The sequence below is a fragment of the Streptomyces sp. NPDC005141 genome (assembly GCF_053599975.1).
In genome coordinates, this window is the sequence record NZ_JBSFYW010000001.1 from 253922 (window position 1) to 276059 (window position 22138).

Genomic DNA, 22138 nt, shown 5'->3' on the forward strand with positions numbered 1-22138 from the left:
GGGAGGGGGCACGCTCGAGGGCCCCCGGCGCGTGCGCGAACTCGATGTGCTGCGCGGGTTCGCCCTGTTCGGCATCCTGCTGGTCAACTGCCTGTTGATGGCGGGGCCTTACGCGGCGTTCGGCGGTGGTCCGGATGCCTCGGCGGGCGACCGGGCGGCGGCCTGGGCGGTGACGGCGCTGGTCACCACCAAGTTCTATCTGCTGTTCTCCTTCCTGTTCGGCTACAGCTTCGTGCTCCAGGAGCGTTCCGCCCGGCGGGCGGGTGCCGCCTTCGCTCCGCGCCATCTGCGGCGTACGGCAGGGCTGTTCGGGATCGGCGCGGCGCATGCCCTGCTGCTCTTTCCCGGCGACGTCCTGATGACGTACGCCGCCCTGGCCCTGGTGCTCTACGGCCTGCGCGGGCTCGCTCCGCGGACCGCCCTGCGCCTCGCGGCCGGGCTGGTCCTCGCGTTGGCGGCTCTGCTGTTCGGATACGGGCTGCTGACCGCCGCTCTCGCCGAACCGCTCACCCCCGCCGGGTACGCGCCCCACGTCGCCGACACCGTCGCCGCCTACCGCGGCGGAGCCCTGTCGGTGCTGGGGGCTCATCTGCGGGACCTGCCGTCCGCGCTCGGCACGGATCTCCTGTACGCGCCCGACATGCTGGCCGCGTTCCTGGCGGGGCTCGCGGCGGCCCGGGTCGGGCTGGTGGAGCGGCGCGGGCGGGACCGGCCGTGGCTGCGGCGGACCTTCGGACGGTGGCTCCCGGTGGGGCTCGCCGGCGGTGTGGTCACCGCGTGCTGTGCGAACTGGCCGCTGGACAGCCGGTGGTTCCTGGTCGGCCACGCGGTGGCGGTGCTGACCGCACCCGCGCTCACGGCGTCGTACGCCTGCGGACTGCTCCTGCTGCTCGACGTCGTGCGCCCGGCGACGGCCGACCTGCTCGCCGCCGCCGGGCGCATGGCGCTCAGCCACTACCTCACCCAGTCGCTGGTCCTCGCCTGCGTGTTCACCGGGTATGGATTCGGGTTCTACGACCGGGCCGGCACGATCGTCGTCCTGGCGGGGTGCGTGCCGCTGTACGCCGGCCAACTCGTCCTCGGCGCCTGGCTGATGAGGCGTGTCCGGTACGGCCCGGTCGAGTCGCTGCTGCGCGCGGTCACGCTGGGGCGGTGTCCCGGTGCCCGTCCACCGAGTTCGCCTTGTGCAGGGTCACGCCGGGCAGCGGACGCCGTGCGGCCCGTTCGGTGATGGCCGCCGTCTCCGCCTTCGCCGCCGCCGAGATGGCGCCCGCGCCGGGCTCCTTGTACCAGGGGCGCAGCCGGATCAGCGCGGGCCTGACTCCGGTCGCCAGGAGGAGAGCGGTTCCCTTCGGGAGGGCGCGGATCCGGTCGGGGGGCAGGACGGCCTCCTGGCGGTAGGAGTAGGAGCGCGATGTGCCCTCCCTGCCGCGCGAGACGCTGGGCGTGCGCACGTCGTGCTGACCGACCAGGGTGGAGATCTTCTGCACGAAGTCGGCGTCGTCCAGGCCCGCGCCGAGGAGTTTGACGGTCGCCGCGCTCCACAGCGCGTCCATGCCGACCTCGCCCCACACCCGGGCTCCCTGGCGGTAACTCTGGAGAAGGGTCACGACGTTGATGCCGCGAGAGCCGAAGTGCGAGTAGAGATCGGGGAGATCGGAGATGCGGCACACGTTGGCGGCCTCGTCGAGCACCGCTGTCAGGGGCGGGTCGAGCCGGCCGCCCATGCGCTCGGCGGCGACGACGCCCGCCCGCATCGTCGCGTCGGCGAGTCCCGCGATGACGCCGGCCGCCGAGCCGCCGCCGTCCTTGGAGAGGAGGTAGAGGGTGTCGGTGCCGAGGACGTGCAGGTCGGGGCGGAACTCGGGGAGTTCGGGGTCGGGCGTGACCCAGGCAAGGATCTCGGGGTCGAGGAGGCAGGAGACGGTCTGCCGGGCGGTCTCGTAGATGCCGTCGCGTGTCTCCACCGCGCCCCGGACCGTGCCCTGCAACTGCTCGGCCATCGCGACGAGTCCGACCTCGCGGAGCAGGTCGATCGGCGTGCGGTCGGCGGGATCGGCGAGCCAGCCGAGGAGTTCGTGCAGCGCGACCCTGCCGCGGGCGGCGGCCAGGAACAGTGCGGTGAGGGTGTTCTGCGCGGCCGAGATCCAGAAGTCCTTCTTCGCGGTGTCGTCGTTGACGGACGCGACGAAGTGGCCGGCCATCCGGCGGGCCCCCTCGATGGTGTGGCACTCGCCGAGGATGTTCCACCACATGGCGCGCGGCGCGTGGGCGATGCCCTGCGGGTCGAACGTCCAGACCGTGCCCGCTCTTTCACGGGCGGCGCGGGTGACGGCGTACACGTCGGACTTGTTGGAGGTCAGCAGCACGGCGCCCTGGGCCCGCAGCACCCGGGGAACGGCGATGCCGGTCGACTTTCCGGCGCGCGGCGCCATCAGGTCGAGTTCCACGTCCTCGTAACTGCTGCGCAGTTCGGGGCCTTTGGGTTCGAGATCGCCCAGAAGGTTGCCGGTCTCGTCCGGGTGCAAATGGTCGCGGCCGCTCAGGGACGGGCGCAGTTCGCGGGCGCGGGCCTCGATGCCCTTGGGACACATGGCGGCGAGTTCCCGCTGACCGGCGAGGCCCTTGGGGCGGGCGGCGCGGTCCATGAGGAGGCGCGCGGCGACCGCGACGGGGAGCGTGATGAGCGCCAGCAGGCCGAGCATGCCCACGTAGACGGCCGCGGCCGGAGTGGTGGGCCACAGCGCGGCCGGGCCGTCGGTGGCCAGGTGGGTGAGGGTGGACAGGGCGAAGGGCGGGGCGTCCCAGCCGTGACCGGAGAGTCCGGCACCGAGGGTGCCGCCCGACCAGGCGACGGTGAACATCAGGAGGCCGGTGGCGGCGACGGCGAAGACCGCCCACGGCAGCGCGTCGTGCAGGTCGCCGCCGCTGCGGGGGCCGCTCATGCCGTCCACCGCCCGGCCGCCGCCTCCGCGCCGGAACCGCCAGGGACTCCGGGAACGCCAAGGGCTCCGGGAACGCCAGGGACTCCGGGCGCGCCAAGGACTCCTGGGGTGCCGGCGGCTCCTGGAGCACCAGGGAATCCGAGAGGCCCTTCCTGGGCGACCCGTGCGACCCGCTCGGCGGCGCGGGCCACGGCCTGTTCGACGGCCTCATCGTTGGGCGTCCACCGCGTGTTGGTGTTGTGCAGACGGCGCTCCGCGTCGGTGATGGCGACCTTGATCGGGATGCCGGGTCGGCCGCCGACCTTGATGAGGAAGCGCCCGCGGCCGGGCGGCTCCTCGTTCTCGCCGCTGACGCCCCAGCCGGGCGGCGAGGACCAGGACGACACGAGTTCGATCTCGCGCCGCGACAGCCCGACCACCTTGCCGAGATCCTCCATCTCCGTCTTCGGCAGTCCGGCGCACACCACCATCCCGGCCCGTTCGACGAATCCGCGGGCCTTGGCGCGGTCGGCGTCGGTGCCCAGCGCCTCGGCGTCCTTGAGGGTGTGGGTGATCTTGGCGTCGCCGAGGCCGAGCGAGCGGTTGAGGCGGGTGAGCGCGTCGATGCGGTCGACGATCCCGGAGGCGGCGCGCAGCGGGCGCCACAGCTCGTCGAGCACGGTGAAGAACCACCGCCGGGGGGCGAGCCCGGCGTCCGCGAGGGCGTGCGAGGCGGCCACCGTGCCGAGCCCGTCGGACCAGGCGGCGAGCATCGCGGCGGCGGTCAGCTGGGTGTCCGCCTCGCCGATGCCGGAGATGTCGATGCACACGGCGGGCGCGTCGGGGTCGATCCGGGTGGACGTCTCGGACGCGAAGGTGTCGCCGAGCGGGCCGTCGAGGATGCCGAGCAGGGAGCGGTGCAGTGGGTCGACGGCGTCCCGGTAGCGGGTGTCGTCTCCCCGGTCGAGCGTGACGGCGCGTACCCGGGAGGGGCCCTCGGTGAGTACCCGCAGCACGTCGGGGAGCAGCACGGCGCGGCCGGTGGGGGTGCGTTCGCGCAGGTGGTGGAGGACGGCGGAGAGCACGGACTGCTCGTGGTCGTCCATGGGACGGCCGCGCACGATGGTGACGAGGGCGGCGACCATGTTCAGTACCCGGCCGTGGGCCTCGGCCTTCAGGACCTCGCCCGCCTCGCCGCCGATCTTCGCGGCGGCCGCGCCCATGGCGCCGGGGTCGAGGACGTTGATGCCGCCCCGGCCGCGGCCGATCGAGATGACCTGGCCGCCGAGCGCGCGGACGGTGTCGGCGTAGTCGGGCTTGAGGTCGCCGAGGACCAGCGGGACGACGCCGGTCGCGGCGAGCCCGATCAGCATCCGGTTGACGAGGGTGGACTTGCCCAGGCCCGGCATGCCGAGCATGAACAGGGACGGGTTGGAGATGTAACGGGCCCGGGTGAACCAGTTCAGAGGGTCGCCGCACACCGTGGCGCCGGTGAACAGGTGCTGCCCGAGCGGTACTCCGGTCATGGGTGAGCCGGAGCCGGCCGCGAACGGCCACATGCCGCAGGCCTGCACGGTGGTGGCCCGCCACATGGTGGGTGGGTCCATATAGCCGACGCGTCCACCACCCACACCGCTCCAGCCGCGGGGCGGGACATACAGCTCCCTGGGCCTGGCCGGGCCGGTCTTCCGCTTGCCGTTCCGCTGCGCGCCCGAGCTCTCCCCGGCGGGCTCCTTCCGTGCGGAGGTCCCGGTCCGGAGCTCCTCCTTCCCGGACCGCACGGTCTCCATGGACTGCGCGGAGGTCCCGGTCGGCATGGACTCTCCGGTCCGCATGGGCTGTCCGGAGTTTCGACGCCCGGACCGCGGCACAGTGGGCGCGTTGAACGCCAGCTCCTCGGCCAGGCGGTCGGCCCGCTCGGCCTGCTTCTCTTCGCGCCGCCGGCTCACAAGGCCTCCTGAAGCTCGTGCGGGACGAGGGTCTGCTCCCACGGGAGGATTCCGGCGGGCAGGGTGCAGCTGAACGCGGCCGCCTGCATCCGGTCCGCGGGCCGCATCAGCACCCGGGAGGCCGCGGTCAGGTTCCGTACGGTGACGCTCGCGTCGGCCAGTTCCTCCATGCTGTCGACGGTCACCGTCAGCATCAGCGAGAACTCCACGAGCCCGGCTCCGGACGCCTCCTCCGCCGCGGTCTGCTCCGCCGCCCTCACCTCGGAGGCCGCTCGGGCCTGCACCATGCCCTTGCCGGACGTCGCCATGAACTGGGCGCTGCGCCGGTCCGCCTCGACGATCCGGGCCGAGGTGGCCGGGTCGATGGGCCGGTAGACCAGGGCGACCCGCTTGCGCCGGGTGCCGGGGGCCGCCTCCAGCATGCCCCGGAGCACCGAGGACCGAATGGTGCCGCGCGGCGCCAGGGTCAGCAGCCAGGTCCGGGACACCCCGGAGTCGTGCTGGTAGCTGTTCACCGTCTCGACGGCCGCGGCGGGGCCGGCGTCGTCCCACTCCAGGCCCGTTCCGCCCTGCTGGGCCCGGGCGTTGAGGACATCGGCGGCGACGGCGGGGTCGTAGGCGACGCGGACGACCTCGGCGATCCGCTCGGCCGACAGCGGATACGCCGCACCGCCGCCGGCCGCGACGAGCCCGCTGAGCAGGCCCGGGATGCGGATGGCGAGGTCGGTGATCACGTCGTCCTTCTTGCGTCGCTGGCCCGGCGGGACGCCATAGGTGAGGGTGACGTAGGTGTGCATCTCGGAGGAGGCGCTCGGGTAGCGCTCGACGACCTCCTCCATGACGGCACGGGCGGCGGGCGGCGCGTCGGGGTGGATGCGGGGCAGCACCTCGTGGGCGAGCCGGGTGCCGGGGTCGGGGGCGGTCTCCACGATCACCGAGGCGCCGCGCAGCCCGGGTTCGTGCGAAAGCCGGGCCAGCCACTCGCCCCACAGCGCGACCCAGACGTCGACCTGGTCCGGGTCGATGAGCGAGCCGCCGTCGGGGTCGCAGCCGAGGACGATCGTGTACAGGTTGCGGGCCGGGTGGTGCAGGACGCCGAAGGGGCGTTCGTAGGCGTCCCGGCCCTCGGTCGCGGTGACCTTGTTGAGCAGGCCCGGCGGCCGGAAGCGGCCTCCGGGCCTGGCCGACAGCGGACCGGAGACGTAGAGGTGCGCGCCCTTCGCCTTCCGGCGCCACCACCCGATCCGCAGGGTGATCAGCTGGTAGACGTTGCGTCCGTCCTGGGTGCGGACGGCGAGCGGCACCAGGAACACGACGACCGGGACGAACACGACCAGCGCGGCGTACAGCGAGATCAGCGACGCCAGCAGGGTGACGATGAGTCCGCCGAAGGCCCCGAAGGTGCCGAGGAGCCCGAGCGGTCCGAGCCCCGGCCGCCTCGGCCTGCGCCAGTTCCCGTAGGTCGGATGGGTGACGGCTTCCGTGGACATGAGTCCGGATTCCCTTCGTGAAGTGAGTGGGGGTGCGGCGGGGCGGTGCGAAGACCGCCGGGCTCCCGGGGGGCGGGAGCCCGGCGGCCGTTCATCGGGGAGGGCGAGGACGGGTCGTACGGGCGTACGGCCCTGGTGTCGCCGCTTCCGCTGGGATCACTTGTTGTGGCCCAGCTCGCCGTCGGCGCCGTCGACGGCGCCGGAGACGGTCTGCTGGGCGGCCTGGGCCGCGGACACCGCCGCGAGGACGGCGACACCGGCCGGGCCTCCGGCCGCGGCCGCCGCTCCCGACGCGCCACCGCCCGCTCCGGCACCCGCGGCGCCGGCACGTCCCGCGTTCGCGGCCGCGCCGTTCGCGCCGCCCGAACCGGTGGCGCCCGCTTCCCCGCCCGAACCGGACGAGCCGCCGGAACCGCCGGAACCGGTGGCTCCCGAGGCTCCGGAGGCGCCGCTCGGACCCAGCTGTCCGCCGGAACTGCCGCCGCGTCCGCCGAGCTGGACCGCGCCGGTCGCCAGACTGCTCGTCGCCTGCCCCGCGGCGGCCATGCCGTTGCCCGTGCCGAGGGCTGCGGTGGCGGGCACGATGAGCTTCAGGAGCGCGGGCAGCGCGACGGCGGACAGCAGCATCACGCCGATACCGGCGATGCGTTCGTTGACGGAGTTGCCGCCGTACTCGCCGTCCGAGCCCGAGGTGATCATCACCGAGCCCGCGTAGAGCACGAGACCGACCGCGGGTTTGTAGAGCAGCCAGGCGATCATCCAGCCGATGTGCTTGCGCCACCAGCCGGCGCCCCAGTCGGTCATGGAGGCGGCGGCGGCCATCGGCAGGGTGCCCAGCAGCAGGATCATGACGCCGAGCCGGATGTACATCAGGATCGTGTGGATGATCCCGGCGATCAGCAGCAGGAAGGCGAGGACCAGCAGCAGGAAGTTCTGGATCCCGTCGCCGTTCGAGCAGGCGCCGACATTGTTCAGCTGTTGCTGCACGCCCGCGTTGAACAGGTGGTTGGAGTAGTCGTCCGAGACGGCGGCGGCCGCCGTGACGACGGTGGTGGCCGCGCCCGAGACGAGGACGACGCGGAGGATGCCCTTCAGTGCGGTGCGGCCCGCGTCGCCCTTCCGCTCGATGGCCATCCGGGCGGAGGCGAAGAGCAGCGAGCCGACCGCGAGGTAGACCACGATCCACTGCGTCTGGCCGCCGATCTCCTTCGACGTGTCCGTCCCCGTCAGGGTCGGGACACTCGTGGTCAGCGCCGCGAACACCGCGACCGCGCCCGCGAGGATGGTCTTCGCGACCAGGCCGATGATGGTGCCGATGGGGTCGCCGAGAAAGCTGAAGAACCCCTTCACCAGGTCGATGACCGGATTGCCGGACGGGCAGTCCATGTCACACCCCCCAAAGAGTGAAACTGTCGGTGCTCTGGACGACCGACACCGGCGAGTGCAGGGAACCGTTGTCGTCGGGCAGCACCTTCCAGTCGCCGCCGCTCCAGCGCAGGACGATGGCGGTCGACGCGTAGCCCTGGTCGCTCTTGATGAGCAGCCGCACCGTCGCCTCGCGGCTCGTGTAGGAGGGCACGGAGAAACCGGCGTACGAGGCGACGGACGTGCCACCGCTGCGGCTGTCGGTGTCCTGGACGGTGGACCGCTGGAACACGAACATCTCGCGTCCCCTCCCCGCGACGACCTGCTGCTTGGTGATGGCGCGCCAGTGGGATCCGCTCATCTGGGAGGGGATGATGTGGGCGGCCAGCGCGGCGCCGTCGGGCGTGTGCGCGAAGCACCACCACAGGCCGCCCTCCATCCGGGTGGGTCCGGCCGCCTCGGAGACGGGCACGCGCGCCACGCCGAGAGTGCGCCAACTGACGTCCTTGGGCGCGGTCTTGACCGGCCTTTCGACCGCGCTGTCGTCCGTACGGCACCCCTCGGGCCGGCCGTCCTTCATGACCGGGTCTCCGGACAGCGGGCCGTCGGACGCCGCGGCGTTCACGCGATCCCCGTTGGTGTCGGGGTCGGACGTCAGCGCGACGATCCCGCCCAGGACGAGCACGATGCCGAGGAACCCCGCCGACAGCTGCCAGCTGCGCTGCCTCCAGTACGGCCCGGACTCCTCGGCCCGTCGCTCCCTGCGCTTCAACATCTCGGCCGCCCGTCGGCTCACGCGAAGACGAAGCTGATCAGCGGGCCCGCGGTGGCCACCAGGACACAGCCGCCGAGCACCATGCCGAGACGGCTCATGTGCTCCGAACTCTCGCCCCGCTTGACGGAGACGGCCATCATCGCGCCGGTGATCAGCACCCCGGCGACACCGGCGGCGGTACCGGCCCAGGCGGCTATGCCGAGGACCGTGTTGACCTTGGAGGTGAGCTCGCCGGGGGCGTTGCTCACCGGCTGGGGAACGCCGGCGGCGAGCACGGTGGAGGCTTCGTACAGCAGTGAGGACATGGGGATCTCCGAGGAATCGGCGCCCGGCGCGAGCGGTGGGCGAGAGGGTGTCTGGCTGTGCTGGAAGGCGAGTTGGACTACGGGCCGAGGAGCGACAGTGCGCCGAGGGCCGCGACGAGCGGACCGGCCGTCGTGGCGACCAGGCAGCCGAGGGTGACGAAGAAGACGCCGCGGAAGTGCTCGCCGCCCTCGCCCGGGTCGCCACGGCGCAACTGGAGCGCCATCTGGATGCCGACGACGATCAGTCCGGCGACGCCCGCGGCCGAGGCACACCAGGCGAGGATGCCGAGGATCGTGTCGGCACCCACGGGCGGGGAATAGGCGTCGGCGGCCAGGAACCGGGCGCCGGACAGGAGTTGGGTCATGTCGCGGCCCCCTCGTCGTGGAGCTCGCTCCCCACCAGCCCGGCGAGCGTGACGAGTTGCCTGGGCAGGGACTTCGGGCGGCCGCCCGTACGCCAGGCCGGTATCCACGGCACGCGGTGCACACGGGCGACGGAGCGCAGTATCCGGATGCGCCGCAGCAGGCTGAGCGGCAGCCGTCCGGGGGCGTCGGCGACGAGCACCACGGCCAGCAGCTCGAGCCCCTGCGGGGCGTTCCCCTCGTCGAGCGCGCCCAACGCCTGGGAGACGGAACGCAGTCCGGCCGCGCTGGTCCTGCCGACCAGCACGATCCGGCGCGGCTCTCCCCGGGCGGGCTCGGGCCAGCGGGCGCCCACGTCGACGCCGCCGAGGGTCTCGGCCAGCGAGGTCGCACCGGACCCGCCGTGCGCCTTGACCCACCCGACCTCGTCGCGCGACCTCCCCCGCGCGGCACCCGGCCCCTTCGACCGGTTCCACGGCGCTTCGGCGGCGGAAGCCGGGGCGGCGCGGCGCGCGGGAGCCGCGGAGGAGCCGGCGCGGCGCACCGGGGCCTGCTGCGGTGCGACGGGCCGCGTTTCCGCGGGAGTCGGCTGTGGCTCCTTGGGTCCCCGTACCCATGACTGCGGACCCGACGGCATTGCCGAAGGAGTGCCCATGTGTGCCCCGCCCCCCTCTTCACTCGCGCTTCCGCTGCTGTGGTTCATCTGGTTTCCACTGGTTTGAACTTATTTGCTCCAGGGCCCGTTTGGATCTGTCGAGCCCGTCGGACAGCACAACGGGCCGTGTGGCCAGAGCGGTTCAAGGTGAGGGGAAGAAGGCGAACGCCCATGGGCCCAGGTACGGGAGAGAGCGGAGCGGACGGCTCGTCGAACGCCGTCAGGAACACCATCGTCGCGGGCACCGGCTGCGGCTGTCTGCTGTCACCGCTCGCCCTGGTCGGCACGGTGGTCGTCGTGATCGTCGTCGGCGGGTTCGGGGTCCTGCTGGCCCCCCTCATCGCGCTGATCCTGCTCTTTCACGGAGGGGGAGGGGACGACGGCTCGAACCAGGACACCGCGGACCGGATGCTGGCCATCCTCCAGGGGGACGGCAAGGGCGAGCTCGACACCTCCACGGTCCCCGAAGACCTGGTGGACCCCCTCCAGAAGGCCGGCGCCCTCTGTGACGCCGTCGGTCCGATCGTCCTCGCGTCCCAGGTCGAGAAGGAGTCCGGCTTCAACGCGTCCCTGGTCGGCCCGAACGGCGAGCAGGGCGTCTCACAGCTGCCGCCCGAGATCTTCAAGCAGTACGGCAAGGACGACGACGACAACGACAAGGTCTCCGCCCTGGACGCGGCGGACTCGATCATGGCGCAGGGCCGCTACATGTGTGATCTGGCCGGTCAGGCCCAGACGATGATCGACAACGGCGAGATCCCGGAGACGAGCGACGACGGGACCACCAACAGCGTTCTGGACCTCGCCCTGGCCGGCTACGACGTCGGCATGGACGCCGTCCGCGCGGCCAAGGGGGTGCCGCGGACCAACGAGGCCCAGGGCTATGTCCTCGCCGTCCGCGCCCAGTTCGCCAAGTACCAGGGCATCGGCGCCCCGCCCTCGGGCGCCACCCCCGGCGTCACCCCCGACCCCACGGATCCGGTCGCCGCCGGAGCCGCCGGCTCCGCCACGCCCGCAGCATGAGGAGAACAGCCATGGACCACTTCGAGGTGCGCGTCTCCGGCGAAGGATTCGCCGAGATCGACGGCCACCCCCTTGTCGCCGCGCCGGGCCAGTCCGTGCACGAGGCCGTGCTCGACCGGCTGCAGCGGTACGCGCAGGAACGCGACGCCGCTGTCGAGGCGACCGTGAACGACGGCCCCGGTGCCACCCACTTCGTCCTTCAGGTGTCGCCGGACGGTTCCAGCCGCGTCCTCGCACCCCCGGAAGCACCGGAAGCACCGGAAGCACCGGAAGCACCGGAAGCACCGGAAGCACCGGAAGCACCGGAAGCACCGGCCCCGGAACGACGGACGGCCCCCTCCGCCACTCCCCCAGCCGCTCCCCCTGCCTCCGCCTCACCCACCACTCGCTCCTCCGCTTCCCCAGCGGATGCCGTCACCCCGGCTGCCGCTCCCCCAGCCACTGCCCCCGTTTCCGCCTCCGCCACCTACGTCATCGACTCCGCTCCCGCCTCCGGCACCGCGTCCGCCGTCGCCACTGCGGTCGCCCGTGCCCGCGCGCGGGCCACAGGCGCTGACCGGGCCACTGCCCCGGCCTCGGCGCCGACTTCGCCCCCAGCTCCAGTCCCGGCCCCGGCCCCGGCCCCGGTGGCCACCATCGACCTCCCCGCCGAAGTTGCCCAACAGATCCTCCGTATCAACGCGTTGGCGGCCGTCGGCCGACTCGACGAGGCGTACGCGGACGCGACCGCCCTGCGCGAGAGCCTGACCGGCTCGCTGGGCGCCGAGCATCCGCACGCCGTGGAGGCGCGGGCGGTGGAGGCGTACCTCGCGCATCTGTGCGGCGATCATCGCGAGGCCATCGTGCTGGCCCTGGCCGTGGCCCGGATCCGGTGCAGGACCGAGGACGGACGGGGACCGGCGGAGGTGGCGCGGGCGGCGGCGGCCTGGCGGCAGCTCGACGACGACCAGGCCCTCCTCGCCCACGGACGCGAACTGCTGCACATGTGGGCCATGCTGGCCCGTCGCGGTCCCCTGCCGCCCGGCCACGCGACACTCGCCCGGCAGGTCAGCAGGCAGGTTGAGGAGCTGGAAGGGGCCTACGTCTGAACCCCGCGCGCACAGCCGCGCAGCCTCGGCGCACCACCTCGCAGCCACCTCGCAGCGTCCGCGAACCGGTCCGCACATCACCCCGCGCATCCCCCGCGCACCGCCCCTGACCAGCGCGTCCATCGCCTCGTACAACCGGCGTCAAACGAACGTGGACCCCGCCTCGGAACACTCCGTTCCTCTGAAGGCCCGGTTCCGGTCCGTGACCGGCCGGGCCTGCCGACCCGAGGATCAGGAGCGACATCCATGAACGTGACAGCCATCGAATCGGCGATCGCGGTCTCCCCCGAGGAACGGGCGCTGCGCGACCTCTACCTGGAACACGGTCCGGCCCTCTACTCGTACGTGCTGCGCATGCTGGACGGGGACACGCACCGCGCGGAGGACGTCATCCAGGAGACGCTGCTGCGCTGCTGGAACAAGCAGAACCTGACCGACGACGAGGGGATGGCCGTACGCCCCTGGATGTTCCGCGTCGCCCGCAATCTCGTCATCGACACGCACCGGACGCGGAAGGCGCGCCCGCTGGAGTTCAGCGGCACCGGCTGGCTGAGCGACATGTGCGCCGAGGTGGACGACATCGAACGGATGCTGTCCTCCATGGTGTTGCACGACGCCCTCCAGGCGCTGACACCCGCGCACCGTGAGGTGCTTCGGGCGACGTTCTTCGCGGACCGCACCACCCAGCAGGCGGCGGACGACCTGGGGATCCCGCGCGGCACCGTCAAGTCCCGCGTGTACTATGCCCTGCGCAGCCTGAAACTGGCCTTGCAGGAGAGGGGCGGCGTGACGGAGCACCCGGCGGACCACTGATCCCGTTCCGTGTCACGCCGGTTCCGTTCACGCCGGTTCCGTTCACGCCTGTTCCGATCGCGCCTGTTCCGATCGCGCCTGTTCCGATCGCGCCTCCCGTTCGTCCGAACCGACTTATGGCGCGGGGGAGTTCAGCTCGCGCAGCGCCCTTCGCACCTCGTCAGCCTCCGCGTGGCCGCCCTCTTCCAGCAGGGCGAGCGCCGCGGCCCAGGCCGCGCGGGCCGACGCGTCGTCGTGGGCGGCGCGGTGTGCGTCCCCGAGGTGGCGCAGCGTGTCGGCCTCCAGGTAGCCGTTGCCGATCTCCCGGTACAGCTCCACCGCCCGCTCGAACCGCTCGACGGCCGCGGCGTACTGGCCGAGCTGGTGGTGTGCGCAGCCCACGCTGTCCTGCGCCGACGCCTCGCCGTTCGGGTCGCCGACCTTCTGCTGGAGCGCGACGGCCTTCTCGCAGTGCACCAGCGCGCTCGCGGCGTCGCCGATCAGGATGTACGTCCAGCCGACCTCGTTCAGGACGCTGGCCTCGCCGCTGCCGTGGTCGAGGGACCGGTACGACGCGGTGGCCTGCGCGTAGTGGTCGAGCGCGTCGTCGTGGCGGCCCGACCTGTTGGCCTGGAAGGCGAGGCAACGGTGGGTGCGGGCCTGGCCGAAGGCGTCGCCGGCCTCTCGGAACAGTTCCAGGGCGCTGCCGAGGAGTCGTAACGCCTCGTCCTCGTGCCCTGAGCGGGTGTGGCCGAAGCCCAGACCGCGCAGGGCGTGCGCCTGGCCGGCGGGGTTGCCGAGGGCCTGTGCGGCACGCAGCGCGGCCTTGTTGATCTCCATGAGGTCGTGTCCGAAGCCGAGGCGGTCGAAGTACAGGTCCAGGGCGTAGGCGGTGCGCCAGGCGTGGTCGTGGCGGCCGTGATCGGCCGCGTGCTCGACGATCGAGCGCAGGACGTGGCGTTCGGTGCGCAGCCAGGCGGTCGCCTGCTTGTTGTCGTTGAACCGCAGCGGTCCGCTGCCCGTTGTGCTCGGTGCCAGGGGAATGGTCTCCCGGAACGGGCCGAGGACGGCGGAGGCGTGGTGGGCGGTGTGGAGGTAGTGGTCGTGCATCCTCAGCAGTGCCGCGTCACGGTCTCCGGCGCTGTCCTGCGTCGTGCCGAGTTCACTGGCGTAGGCGCGCAGCAGGTCGTGGAAGACGAACCGGCCGGGGAGGCGTTCGATGAGCAGACTGGCTCCGGTGAGTTCGGTCAGCAGGGCGCGCACCCGGCGCGGGGGTTCGCCCGCCAGCGCGGTGGCCACGGCGGTGCTGATGTCGGGGCCGGGGTGCAGGGCGAGGAAGCGGAAGAGTCCGGCCGCGTCGGGCGACAGGGCGTGGTAGGACCAGGAGAAGACGGCGCGGGCGTCGGTGCCCGCGTCGCCGCCGACGACGAACGCGTCGAGGCCGCCGCGGTCGTCCCGGAGTTCCTCGGCGATGTCGGCGAGCCGGAAGCCGGGATGGTGGGCGGCGCGCGCGGCCACGATGGCCAGCGCCAGCGGCAGCCGGGCGCAGAGGTCCACGATGGCGCCCGCGGCCTCCGGTTCGGCGCCGACGCGGGCGCCGCCCAGCCGCCGGGTCAGCAGTTCCAGGGACTCTTCCGCGGTCAGCAGGCCCAAGGTGAGCGGATGCGCGCCGTGTCCGGCGACCAGGCCGCTGAGCCGGCGGCGGCTGGTGACGATGACGAGACTGCCGGGCGTTCCGGGAAGCAGCGGCCGTACCTGCTCGGTGTCACGGGCGTTGTCCAGCACGATCAGGACGCGCCGGCCGGCGAGGACGCTGCGGTAGAGGGCTGCCTGTGCGTCGAGCCCCTCGGGCACCGTCTGCGGGGCGACGCCGAGGGCCACGAGGAACATCTCGATCGCGTCGGCGGGATCCATACGGGAGCCGCCCGGGTCGTAGCCGCGCAGGTTGACGTAGAGGCTGCCGTCGGGGAAGCGGTGGGCGATCCGGTGGGCCCAGTGCACGGCGAGGGTCGTCTTGCCGGTTCCGGCCATGCCGTCGACGACGCCGATGACAGGGGCCCCGGGCGGGCCGTCGCCGTCCGGCAGCAGGGCGGCGGTGTGGTCGAGTTCGGCACGGCGTCCGGTGAAAAGGGCCAGGTCGGCGGGGAGTTGCGAGGGGCGCACGGTGCCTGGGGGGCGGTGTGGGGCGGGCTCGTCCGGTTCCGGGCGGGGCGCGGCGCCGGAACTGTCCGGGGCAGGGGCGCCGCCTGTCCGCGCGGGTGGTGTCGGCTGAGCGAGCGCGGGGTCGCCGGCCATCAGCCGTGCGTGTACGGCACGCAGGGACGGGCCCGGTTCGATGCCCAGTTCGTCGACGAGAGTGCGGCGTGTCCTCGCGTAGACCTCCAGCGCCTCGGCCTGTCGCCCGCACCGGAACAGAGCGATCAGTAGCAGCTCGCTCACGGCCTCGCGCAGTGGATGGGCGTCGCGCAGCGCCAGCAACTCGGGTACCGCCGCCTCGTGCCGTCCCAGCTCCAGCTCCATGCGCAGCGCCGACTCCGAGGCGCTCAGGAGCCGTTCGGTCAGGCTCACCCGCGCGGCTTCGGCGAAGGGGCCGGGTACCCCCGCGAGTGCCGTGCCGCCGCCGGCAGCCAGTACGGTGCGCAGCCGGCGGACGGCCGCGTGCCGGTCGTCCGCGGTCCGGCGGCTGTCGGCCTGCGCGACGGCCTCCTCCAAGTCGGCCAGGTCGCTGGTGACCGTGTCGGTCCGCAGGGTGTATCCGTCCCCGACGGACACCAGGAGCCCGGGCGGCTGCCCCGGCGCCCGCTCGGGTTCGAGCAGTCTGCGCAGGCGGGAGATGTACGTGCGGACCACCGCGACGGCGCCCGCCGGTGGCCGCGTGCCCCAGATCCCGTCGACGAGATCGGCCGTGCCGACCGTCTGTCCCCGGCGCAGCAGCAGCATCGCGAGCACGGCACGCTGCTGGGGGGAGCCGAGCGCCAGTTCCACGGTGCCCCGCCGGGCACGCAGGGGGCCGAGCACCATGAACCGGACGGAATCCATTCCACTTTCCTCCACGGGCTCGGACAGTAACGGCCACCTTGGGCGAACGCCTGCTCGAACATCCGCTTCCGGCCAGGAGTTCTCGAGGTCGTTACGCTCCGGAAATCCGGCCCCCGAACACCGGGCGCGTGCCGGATCCGCCATCGCAGGAGGGAGGTCCCGGCGGGTTGCCCGAGCGGCCCCCCGTAGCTGAACCGTTGCCGTTCCGTCGGACGTCCCCCACAGCGACCGCATAGTCTTTGGTGCCGTTCGGTCCTACCGAACGAACCGCTCGGCACCCGCATACGCGCCACACAGTTCCCATACGCTCAGGGGGAGTTACACCATGCGATCCATACGCCCGCCCTTCGCCGCTCGTCGAGGCAGGAGCGCGCGCCGCAGAACGTCCCCCGTCCTGACCGCCGTCGGCCTGACCGTGGCCCTGACGCTGACCGCCACCGCCTGCAACTCGGGCGAGGACAAGGCGAGCGGACAGGCGAGCGCCTCCGCGTCCCAGGGCGGCGACGGAAAGATCCAGATCCCGGACGACATCAAGAACAAGCTCAAAGAGCACGGCATCGACGTCGACAAGTGGAAGAACGGCGCCTGGAAGAACTGGGACAAGGACGACTGGCTGCGCGAGGCCGACGACTTCATCAACCCGATCATCAAGGACCTCTGGGACCCGGACCGGATGCGCGGCGCCGACGACCCGGACAAGAACAAGGGTGTCGACGACGCCGACCTCACCGGTGACCAGGGCGTCACCGACCCGGAGCCGGCCCCGGTGACGGCGCAGGCCGTGAAGACGGCCTACCACGCCAACGTGCCCGAGGCGGGCAAGGTGTTCTTCGACTCCCCCGAGGGCACGATGGTCTGCTCGGCGACGGTGGTCGAGGACCCGGCGCACCCGGGCAAGTCCAACCTGGTGTGGACCGCGGGCCACTGCGTGCACGCCGGCAAGAAGGGCGGCTGGTTCCGCAACATCGCCTTCGTGCCCTCGTACAACGACTCCGGCAAGACGGCGGCGCAGATGGAGAGCGCCCCGCGGCAGGAGGTCGCTCCGTACGGCGTCTGGTGGAGCGACTGGGCGCAGACCTCGGACCAGTGGATCGAGCAGGGCGGCACCACGGGCGGCCAGGGTGCCTCGTACGACTTCGCCGTGCTGCATGTGACGCCGGAGAAGGGCAGCGACGGCAAGTCGCTCGAGGAGACGGTGGGTTCGGCGCTGCCGGTGAACTTCAACGCCCCGGCCGTGCCCAAGGTCTCGAGCATCACGGCGACCGGCTACCCGGCCGCGGCGCCGTTCGACGGCCAGAAGCTGTACCAGTGCACGGACAAGCCGGGACGGCTGTCGGTCGCGCAGGCCGACCCGACGATGTACCGCATCGGCTGCACCATGACCGGCGGTTCCTCGGGCGGCGGCTGGGTGGCCGCGGGTTCGGACGGCAAGCCGGCGCTGGTGTCCAACACCTCGATCGGCCCGGTCAAGTTCGGCTGGCTGGCGGGTCCGCGGCTGGGCGATGTGGCCAAGGGCGTGTACGACTCGGTGAGCGGGAAGTTCGCCAAGCGGTGACGCCGACGACGTAACAGGGTTCGGACGGACGGCGGTGGGACGGTTCGCGCACAGCGTCACCGGTCCACCGCCGTTCGTCCTCGGCCGGGCGGGCAGAGTGGGGTGCCGCGTCCGGGCGGGATCCCCGCAGAGCCGCCCCACACCCGACAAGCACAGCCACTGAGCTTCAACGGGGGTTACACCACCATGCGTTCCTCAAGACGGCGTCCCGCGGTCCTCGCCGCCACCGGCCTCGTGGCCGCCCTGGCACTCACCGCGACCGCCTGCGACTCCGGTGACGACAAGGCGGGCGGCGGGTCCACGGCCTCCGCGTCGCGGGGATCCGGGAGCGGCGACGACAAGATCGAGATCCCGGACGGCATCAAGGACAAGCTCAAAGAGCACGGCATCGACGTCGACAAGTGGAAGAACGGCGCCTGGAAGAACTGGGACAAGGACAAGTGGCTCAGCGAGGCCGAGGACTTCGTCAACCCGGTGATCGACGGGCTGTGGAAACCCGAGCGGATGAAGTCCGCCGAGGACCCGGGCAAGACGATCTCCGCCAAGGACGCGGCGGCCGACCAGGGCGTCAGTGATCCGGAGCCGGAGCCCGTCGACGCCAAGGCCGAGAAGACCCCGTACCACGAGCACGCCGCGCCGGTCGGCAAGGTCTTCTTCGACTCCCCCGAGGGCTCGATGGTCTGCTCGGGCACGGTCGTCAAGGACGTGAACCACCCCGGCAAGTCCAACCTCGTGTGGACCGCGGGCCACTGCGTGCACGCCGGTGGCGGTGGCGGCTGGTACCGCAACATCGCCTTCGTGCCGTCCTACAACGACCGGGGCAGGTCCGAGGCGCAGCTCGGCAGCGCCACGGCCTCGGAGATCGCACCGTACGGCCAGTGGTGGGCGGACTGGGCCTCGACCTCCGACGAGTGGATCTCGGGCGGCGACGAGACGGGCGGGGCGGGCGCCCCGTACGACTACGCCGTGCTGCACGTGAAGCCGGAGCAGGGCACCAAGTCCCTCGAGGAGACCGTCGGCAACGCGCTGGACGTGGACTTCTCCGCGCCGTCCGCCCAGGACGTCACCGCGATGGGCGCCTGGGGCTACCCGGCCGCGCCGCCGTACAACGGCCTCGCCATGTTCAAGTGTGTCGACAGGCCCGGCCGCCTCTCGCTGGACCCGGCCCTGCCCACGATGTACCGCATCGGCTGCACCATGACCGGCGGTTCGTCCGGCGGAGGCTGGTTCCGGGTCGCCGACGGCAGGACCGAGCTCGTCTCGAACACCTCGATCGGCCCGGCCGGCAACACCTGGCTGGCGGGACCGCAGCTGGGCAAGGGCGCCCAGGCGCTCTACGAGCGGATGAGCAAGGAGTACGGCGGCCGGTAGGCACCCGCACCCGCACGGACAGGCGCCCATGTCACGGGCGCCCCGTCCACGGACACGCGCCCACGGACACGGGGCGCGCGGTCACGGGCGCGCGGTCACGGCGAAGGCCCGCCCCCTCGACAGGGGGCGGGCCTTCGGACATCCGGAGCGGATGCAGGTGCCGAGCGGATGCTCCTACCGGAGCGCGGGCGCCGCGACGTACGGGGCGAGGTCCGCCGCCAGCTCCTCGTGGACCCGCAGCTTGAGCAGCGTGCCCTCCGGGGTGTGCTCCTCGGAGATCACCTCGCCCTCGGTGTGGGCGCGGGCGACCAGCTGGCCGTGCGTGTACGGAACGAGCGCCTCGATCTCGACCTTGGGACGCGGCAGCTCGTTGTCGATCAGTGCGAGCAACTCGTCCATGCCCTGGCCGGTACGGGCCGAGACCGCGATGGAACGCTTCTCGTTCCGCATCAGCCGCTGGAGCACGAGCGGGTCCGCCGCGTCCGCCTTGTTGATCACGACGATCTCGGGCACCTTGGTCGCGCCGACGTCACGGATGACCTCGCGCACCGCGGCCAGCTGCTCCTCCGGAGCCGGGTGCGAACCGTCCACCACGTGCAGGATCAGGTCGGAGTCGCCGACCTCCTCCATCGTGGAGCGGAACGCCTCGACCAGGTGGTGCGGCAGGTGGCGGACGAATCCGACCGTGTCGACCAGCGTGTACAGCCGCCCGCTCGGGGTCTCGGCCCGGCGCACGGTCGGGTCGAGGGTCGCGAACAGGGAGTTCTCGACGAGAACGCCCGCGCCCGTGAGGCGGTTGAGCAGGGACGACTTGCCGGCGTTGGTGTAACCGGCGATGGCGACCGAGGGCACCTTGTTGCGGCGGCGCTCCTGGCGCTTGATCTCGCGGCCCGTCTTCATGTCCGCGATCTCCCGGCGCATCTTCGCCATCTTCTCGCGGATACGGCGCCGGTCCGTCTCGATCTTGGTCTCACCGGGACCACGGGTGGCGAGGCCGCCGCCCTTGCCGCCGCCCATCTGACGGGACAGCGACTGACCCCAGCCGCGCAGCCTCGGCAGCATGTACTGCATCTGCGCGAGCGCGACCTGCGCCTTGCCCTCTCGGGACTTGGCGTGCTGGGCGAAGATGTCGAGGATCAGGGCCGTACGGTCGATGACCTTGACCTTGACGACGTCTTCGAGGTGGATCAGCTGGCCGGGGCTCAGCTCACCGTCACAGATCACGGTGTCGGCGCCGGTCTCGATCACGATGTCCCGGAGCTCATTGGCCTTGCCGGAACCGATGTACGTGGCCGCGTCGGGCTTGTCGCGGCGCTGGACGACGCCGTCGAGCACGAGCGCTCCCGCGGTCTCCGCGAGGGCGGCCAGCTCGGCCAGCGAATTGTCCGCGTCCTGAATGGTCCCCGAGGTCCAGACACCGACGAGGACGACGCGCTCCAGGCGGAGCTGTCGGTACTCGACCTCGGTGACGTCCTCGAGTTCGGTGGAGAGGCCCGCCACACGCCGTAGCGCCGCGCGCTCGGAGCGGTCGAACTGCTCGCCGTCCCGGTCTCCGTCGATCTCGTGGCTCCAGGCGACGTCCTCTTCCATCAGGGCATCGGCCCGAAGACCTTCGGGGTAGTTCTGCGCGGGATTCTGCGCGTCCTGGGAAGGGGAAGAAGAGGAGGTCATTGGATCCTTACGTAGCTGGGAGAGCCGCGGGCCGACGAATGCCGTCCGTCACAGGGAACAACGCCCGAGGCCACCGGGAGATTCCCGGTTCCGGCCGGGCCAACCCTCCGAAGGGGGCCGTGCCGCCGGCTCGAAGATGGTCGCACGGTACGGCCCGTCTCGTCACGTGACTTATCGGGCCCCGCCGCGAACCCGCGGGCCTCGCGCTCGCGGGGTGCCGGTGTGCGCCGGTCCCCTCGATGCGCGCGCCCGCGGGCCCCGCCGCCTCACGCGTGCTTGCGCGCCTTGGGGGCGTCGCTCTTCCAGTCCGGGTGCCCCGGCATCGGCGGTGTCCTCTCCGCGTAGAGCCACGCCTTGAAGAACCCGCTCAGATCGCGTGCCGCGACGGCGGAGGCGAGGTCCACGAAGTCGGCCGTCGAGGCCACGCCGTCGCGGTTGACGCTCACCCAGGTCCGCTCCAGGCGCTCGAAGGCCGGGCGCCCGATCTCCTGCCTCAGCGCGTACAGGGCCAGGGCCGCGCCGTCGTAGACGTTCGGCCGGAAGATGCTGATCTTGTGGCCGGGCTCGGGTCCCTTGGGCGCCGCGGGCGGCCCGCCGGTGGCGCGCCAGGAGTCGGACATCCGGTAGGCCGCCTTCATCCGCGCCTTCATCGGCTTGTCCGCCTTCTCCTCGGCGTACAGGGCTTCGTACCAGGTGGCGTGTCCTTCGTTGAGCCACAGATCGGACCAGGTGCGGGGGCTGACGCTGTCGCCGAACCACTGGTGGGACAGCTCATGCACCATGATCGACTCGACGTACCACTTCGGATACACGGGCTTGGTGAAGATGTCCTTCTCGAAGAGCGAGAGCGTCTGCGTCTCCAACTCGAAGCCGGTCTGCGCCTGGGCCATCAGCAGCCCGTAGGTCTCGAAGGGGTAGCGCCCGACCTTCCTCTCCATCCAGGCGATCTGGCCGGGGGTCTTCCGGAGCCACGGTTCGAGCGCCGCGCGCTCGGCGGTGGGGACGACATCGCGTACGGGCAGGCCGTGCGGCCCCGCGCGGTGCAACACGCGGGAGCGGCCGATGGACACCTGCGTCAGCTCGGTGGCCATGGGGTGCTGGGTGCGATACGTCCAGGTCGTGGCCCCGCGGGCCCGGTCGGTGCCCTCGGGCAGACCGTTGGCCACGGCCGTATATCCCTCGGGCGCCGTGACGTGGATGGTGAACATCGCCTTGTCGGAGGGGTGGTCGTTGCACGGGAAGACCAGGTGCGCGGCGTCGGCCTGGTTGGCCATCGCGAGCCCGTCCTCGGTCCGCACCCAGCCGCCGTCCTGGCCCTTGGCACCGACCGGATCGCTGGTGTGACGCACGGTGATCCGCAGCGGGCTTCCGGCGGACAGCGGTTCGGCGGGCGTCACGACCAGGTCGTCGCCGGCGCTCACGAAATCGGCGGGCGCCCCGTTGACCTCGACCGATCGCACCGTTCCGTGCGCGAAGTCGAGATTGACGCGGTCGAGCGAAGCGGTGGCCAGGGCGTCGATCGTGGTGACGGCCTTGAGCGGCTTGTCGTTGGTTCCGGGGTAGGTGAAGTCGAGGTCGTACGACTCGACGTCGTAGCCGGGGTTGCCGAGGGTGGGGAAGAGCCGGTCACCCACCCCCAGGGGCGAGGCCGGGTCCGGGGCGCTCGCGGCGATCAGGCAGACGGAGACGGCCGAGGCGAGCAGGGCCGACGTGACACGGCGGCTCCTCGGGCGTACGGGCGTGGGGGCGGGACTGAGCGGCATGGACCACCGC

The 22138-nt window shown here is 72.2% G+C and carries 17 protein-coding genes; 6 read left to right on the forward strand and 11 right to left on the reverse strand.

The features are described from left to right. The first annotated feature begins 31 nt into the window (after positions 1-31). Entirely contained in the window at positions 32-1231 is a 1200-nt protein-coding gene (locus tag ACWD68_RS01035) for a DUF418 domain-containing protein (RefSeq protein ID WP_451804289.1), read from the forward strand. On the opposite strand, the gene ACWD68_RS01040 is transcribed toward ACWD68_RS01035, so the two are convergent. The 8 genes from ACWD68_RS01040 to ACWD68_RS01075 all read right to left on the reverse strand — a co-directional run bounded on the left by ACWD68_RS01040 (position 1140) and on the right by ACWD68_RS01075 (position 9715). Then, on the reverse strand, positions 1140-2945 hold the full coding sequence (locus ACWD68_RS01040) for a type IV secretory system conjugative DNA transfer family protein (RefSeq protein WP_451804291.1): 1806 nt from the start codon (positions 2943-2945) through the stop codon (positions 1140-1142). The genes ACWD68_RS01035 and ACWD68_RS01040 overlap by 92 nt on opposite strands. After that, entirely contained in the window at positions 2942-4531 is a 1590-nt protein-coding gene (locus ACWD68_RS01045; protein WP_451804407.1) for an ATP/GTP-binding protein, read from the reverse strand. The genes ACWD68_RS01040 and ACWD68_RS01045 overlap by 4 nt, the downstream gene beginning before the upstream one ends. 338 nt (positions 4532-4869) lie before the next feature. Continuing rightward, positions 4870-6363, reverse strand: a complete 1494-nt coding sequence (locus ACWD68_RS01050; protein WP_451804293.1) for an SCO6880 family protein — start codon at positions 6361-6363, stop codon at positions 4870-4872. 156 nt (positions 6364-6519) lie between these two features. Then, positions 6520-7749, reverse strand: a complete 1230-nt coding sequence (locus ACWD68_RS01055) for a hypothetical protein (RefSeq protein ID WP_451804295.1) — start codon at positions 7747-7749, stop codon at positions 6520-6522. Position 7750: 1 nt separating this feature from the next. Then, entirely contained in the window at positions 7751-8524 is a 774-nt protein-coding gene (locus ACWD68_RS01060; RefSeq protein WP_451804297.1) for a hypothetical protein, read from the reverse strand. Beyond that, positions 8521-8808 (reverse strand): hypothetical protein, encoded by a 288-nt coding sequence (locus tag ACWD68_RS01065; protein ID WP_451804299.1) that lies wholly within the window; start codon positions 8806-8808, stop codon positions 8521-8523. Before ACWD68_RS01065 ends, ACWD68_RS01060 begins: the two co-directional genes overlap by 4 nt. Before the next feature lie 77 nt (positions 8809-8885). Next, a complete protein-coding gene (locus ACWD68_RS01070) occupies positions 8886-9173 on the reverse strand; it encodes a hypothetical protein (RefSeq protein WP_451804301.1) in 288 nt (95 codons plus the stop codon). Further along, positions 9170-9715: a DUF6668 family protein gene (locus ACWD68_RS01075; RefSeq protein ID WP_451804303.1), complete on the reverse strand. Its 546-nt coding sequence runs from the start codon at positions 9713-9715 to the stop codon at positions 9170-9172. Before ACWD68_RS01075 ends, ACWD68_RS01070 begins: the two co-directional genes overlap by 4 nt. A gap of 282 nt (positions 9716-9997) precedes the next feature. Here ACWD68_RS01075 and ACWD68_RS01080 point away from each other — a divergent pair, with 282 nt between their 5' ends. The 3 genes from ACWD68_RS01080 (at position 9998) to ACWD68_RS01090 (ending at position 12750) form a co-directional block, all read left to right on the forward strand. Continuing rightward, on the forward strand, positions 9998-10849 hold the full coding sequence (locus ACWD68_RS01080) for a lytic transglycosylase domain-containing protein (protein ID WP_451804305.1): 852 nt from the start codon (positions 9998-10000) through the stop codon (positions 10847-10849). Between the two features lie 11 nt (positions 10850-10860). Further along, positions 10861-11937, forward strand: a complete 1077-nt coding sequence (locus ACWD68_RS01085) for a hypothetical protein (RefSeq protein WP_451804307.1) — start codon at positions 10861-10863, stop codon at positions 11935-11937. 246 nt (positions 11938-12183) lie between these two features. Beyond that, positions 12184-12750: a sigma-70 family RNA polymerase sigma factor gene (locus tag ACWD68_RS01090; protein WP_451804309.1), complete on the forward strand. Its 567-nt coding sequence runs from the start codon at positions 12184-12186 to the stop codon at positions 12748-12750. A 114-nt stretch (positions 12751-12864) separates the two neighbouring features. Here the strand turns inward: ACWD68_RS01090 and ACWD68_RS01095 are convergent, their stop codons facing one another. Continuing rightward, positions 12865-15768 carry an AfsR/SARP family transcriptional regulator gene (locus tag ACWD68_RS01095; protein WP_451804311.1) on the reverse strand — a complete coding sequence of 968 codons (2904 nt, stop codon included), beginning with the start codon at positions 15766-15768 and terminating at the stop codon, positions 12865-12867. 325 nt (positions 15769-16093) lie between these two features. Here ACWD68_RS01095 and ACWD68_RS01100 point away from each other — a divergent pair, with 325 nt between their 5' ends. Next, positions 16094-17323 (forward strand): trypsin-like serine peptidase, encoded by a 1230-nt coding sequence (locus tag ACWD68_RS01100; RefSeq protein ID WP_451804313.1) that lies wholly within the window; start codon positions 16094-16096, stop codon positions 17321-17323. Between the two features lie 186 nt (positions 17324-17509). Then, the gene (locus ACWD68_RS01105; RefSeq protein WP_451804315.1) at positions 17510-18694 is read left to right on the forward strand and encodes a trypsin-like serine peptidase; all 1185 of its coding nucleotides are present in this window, start codon (positions 17510-17512) and stop codon (positions 18692-18694) included. A gap of 174 nt (positions 18695-18868) precedes the next feature. On the opposite strand, the gene hflX is transcribed toward ACWD68_RS01105, so the two are convergent. Together hflX and ACWD68_RS01115 are read right to left on the reverse strand one after the other, a co-directional pair. Next, positions 18869-20365 carry a GTPase HflX gene (gene hflX, locus ACWD68_RS01110; RefSeq protein WP_451804317.1) on the reverse strand — a complete coding sequence of 499 codons (1497 nt, stop codon included), beginning with the start codon at positions 20363-20365 and terminating at the stop codon, positions 18869-18871. A 266-nt stretch (positions 20366-20631) separates the two neighbouring features. After that, positions 20632-22128, reverse strand: coding sequence for a M1 family metallopeptidase (locus ACWD68_RS01115; RefSeq protein WP_451804319.1), 1497 nt, complete (start codon positions 22126-22128; stop codon positions 20632-20634). Positions 22129-22138: the final 10 nt, after the last annotated feature.

Coding starts and splice junctions, on each gene's coding strand:
- ACWD68_RS01040 (WP_451804291.1), bottom strand. CDS start 2,945: ATGAGCGGCCCCCGCAGCGGCGGCGACCTGCACGACGCGCTGCCGTGG.
- ACWD68_RS01045 (WP_451804407.1), bottom strand. CDS start 4,531: ATGGACCCACCCACCATGTGGCGGGCCACCACCGTGCAGGCCTGCGGC.
- ACWD68_RS01050 (WP_451804293.1), bottom strand. CDS start 6,363: ATGTCCACGGAAGCCGTCACCCATCCGACCTACGGGAACTGGCGCAGG.
- ACWD68_RS01055 (WP_451804295.1), bottom strand. CDS start 7,749: ATGGACTGCCCGTCCGGCAATCCGGTCATCGACCTGGTGAAGGGGTTC.
- ACWD68_RS01065 (WP_451804299.1), bottom strand. CDS start 8,808: ATGTCCTCACTGCTGTACGAAGCCTCCACCGTGCTCGCCGCCGGCGTT.
- ACWD68_RS01070 (WP_451804301.1), bottom strand. CDS start 9,173: ATGACCCAACTCCTGTCCGGCGCCCGGTTCCTGGCCGCCGACGCCTAT.
- ACWD68_RS01080 (WP_451804305.1), top strand. CDS start 9,998: ATGGGCCCAGGTACGGGAGAGAGCGGAGCGGACGGCTCGTCGAACGCC.
- ACWD68_RS01085 (WP_451804307.1), top strand. CDS start 10,861: ATGGACCACTTCGAGGTGCGCGTCTCCGGCGAAGGATTCGCCGAGATC.
- ACWD68_RS01090 (WP_451804309.1), top strand. CDS start 12,184: ATGAACGTGACAGCCATCGAATCGGCGATCGCGGTCTCCCCCGAGGAA.
- ACWD68_RS01095 (WP_451804311.1), bottom strand. CDS start 15,768: ATGGATTCCGTCCGGTTCATGGTGCTCGGCCCCCTGCGTGCCCGGCGG.
- ACWD68_RS01100 (WP_451804313.1), top strand. CDS start 16,094: ATGCGATCCATACGCCCGCCCTTCGCCGCTCGTCGAGGCAGGAGCGCG.
- ACWD68_RS01105 (WP_451804315.1), top strand. CDS start 17,510: ATGCGTTCCTCAAGACGGCGTCCCGCGGTCCTCGCCGCCACCGGCCTC.
- hflX (WP_451804317.1), bottom strand. CDS start 20,365: ATGACCTCCTCTTCTTCCCCTTCCCAGGACGCGCAGAATCCCGCGCAG.
- ACWD68_RS01115 (WP_451804319.1), bottom strand. CDS start 22,128: ATGCCGCTCAGTCCCGCCCCCACGCCCGTACGCCCGAGGAGCCGCCGT.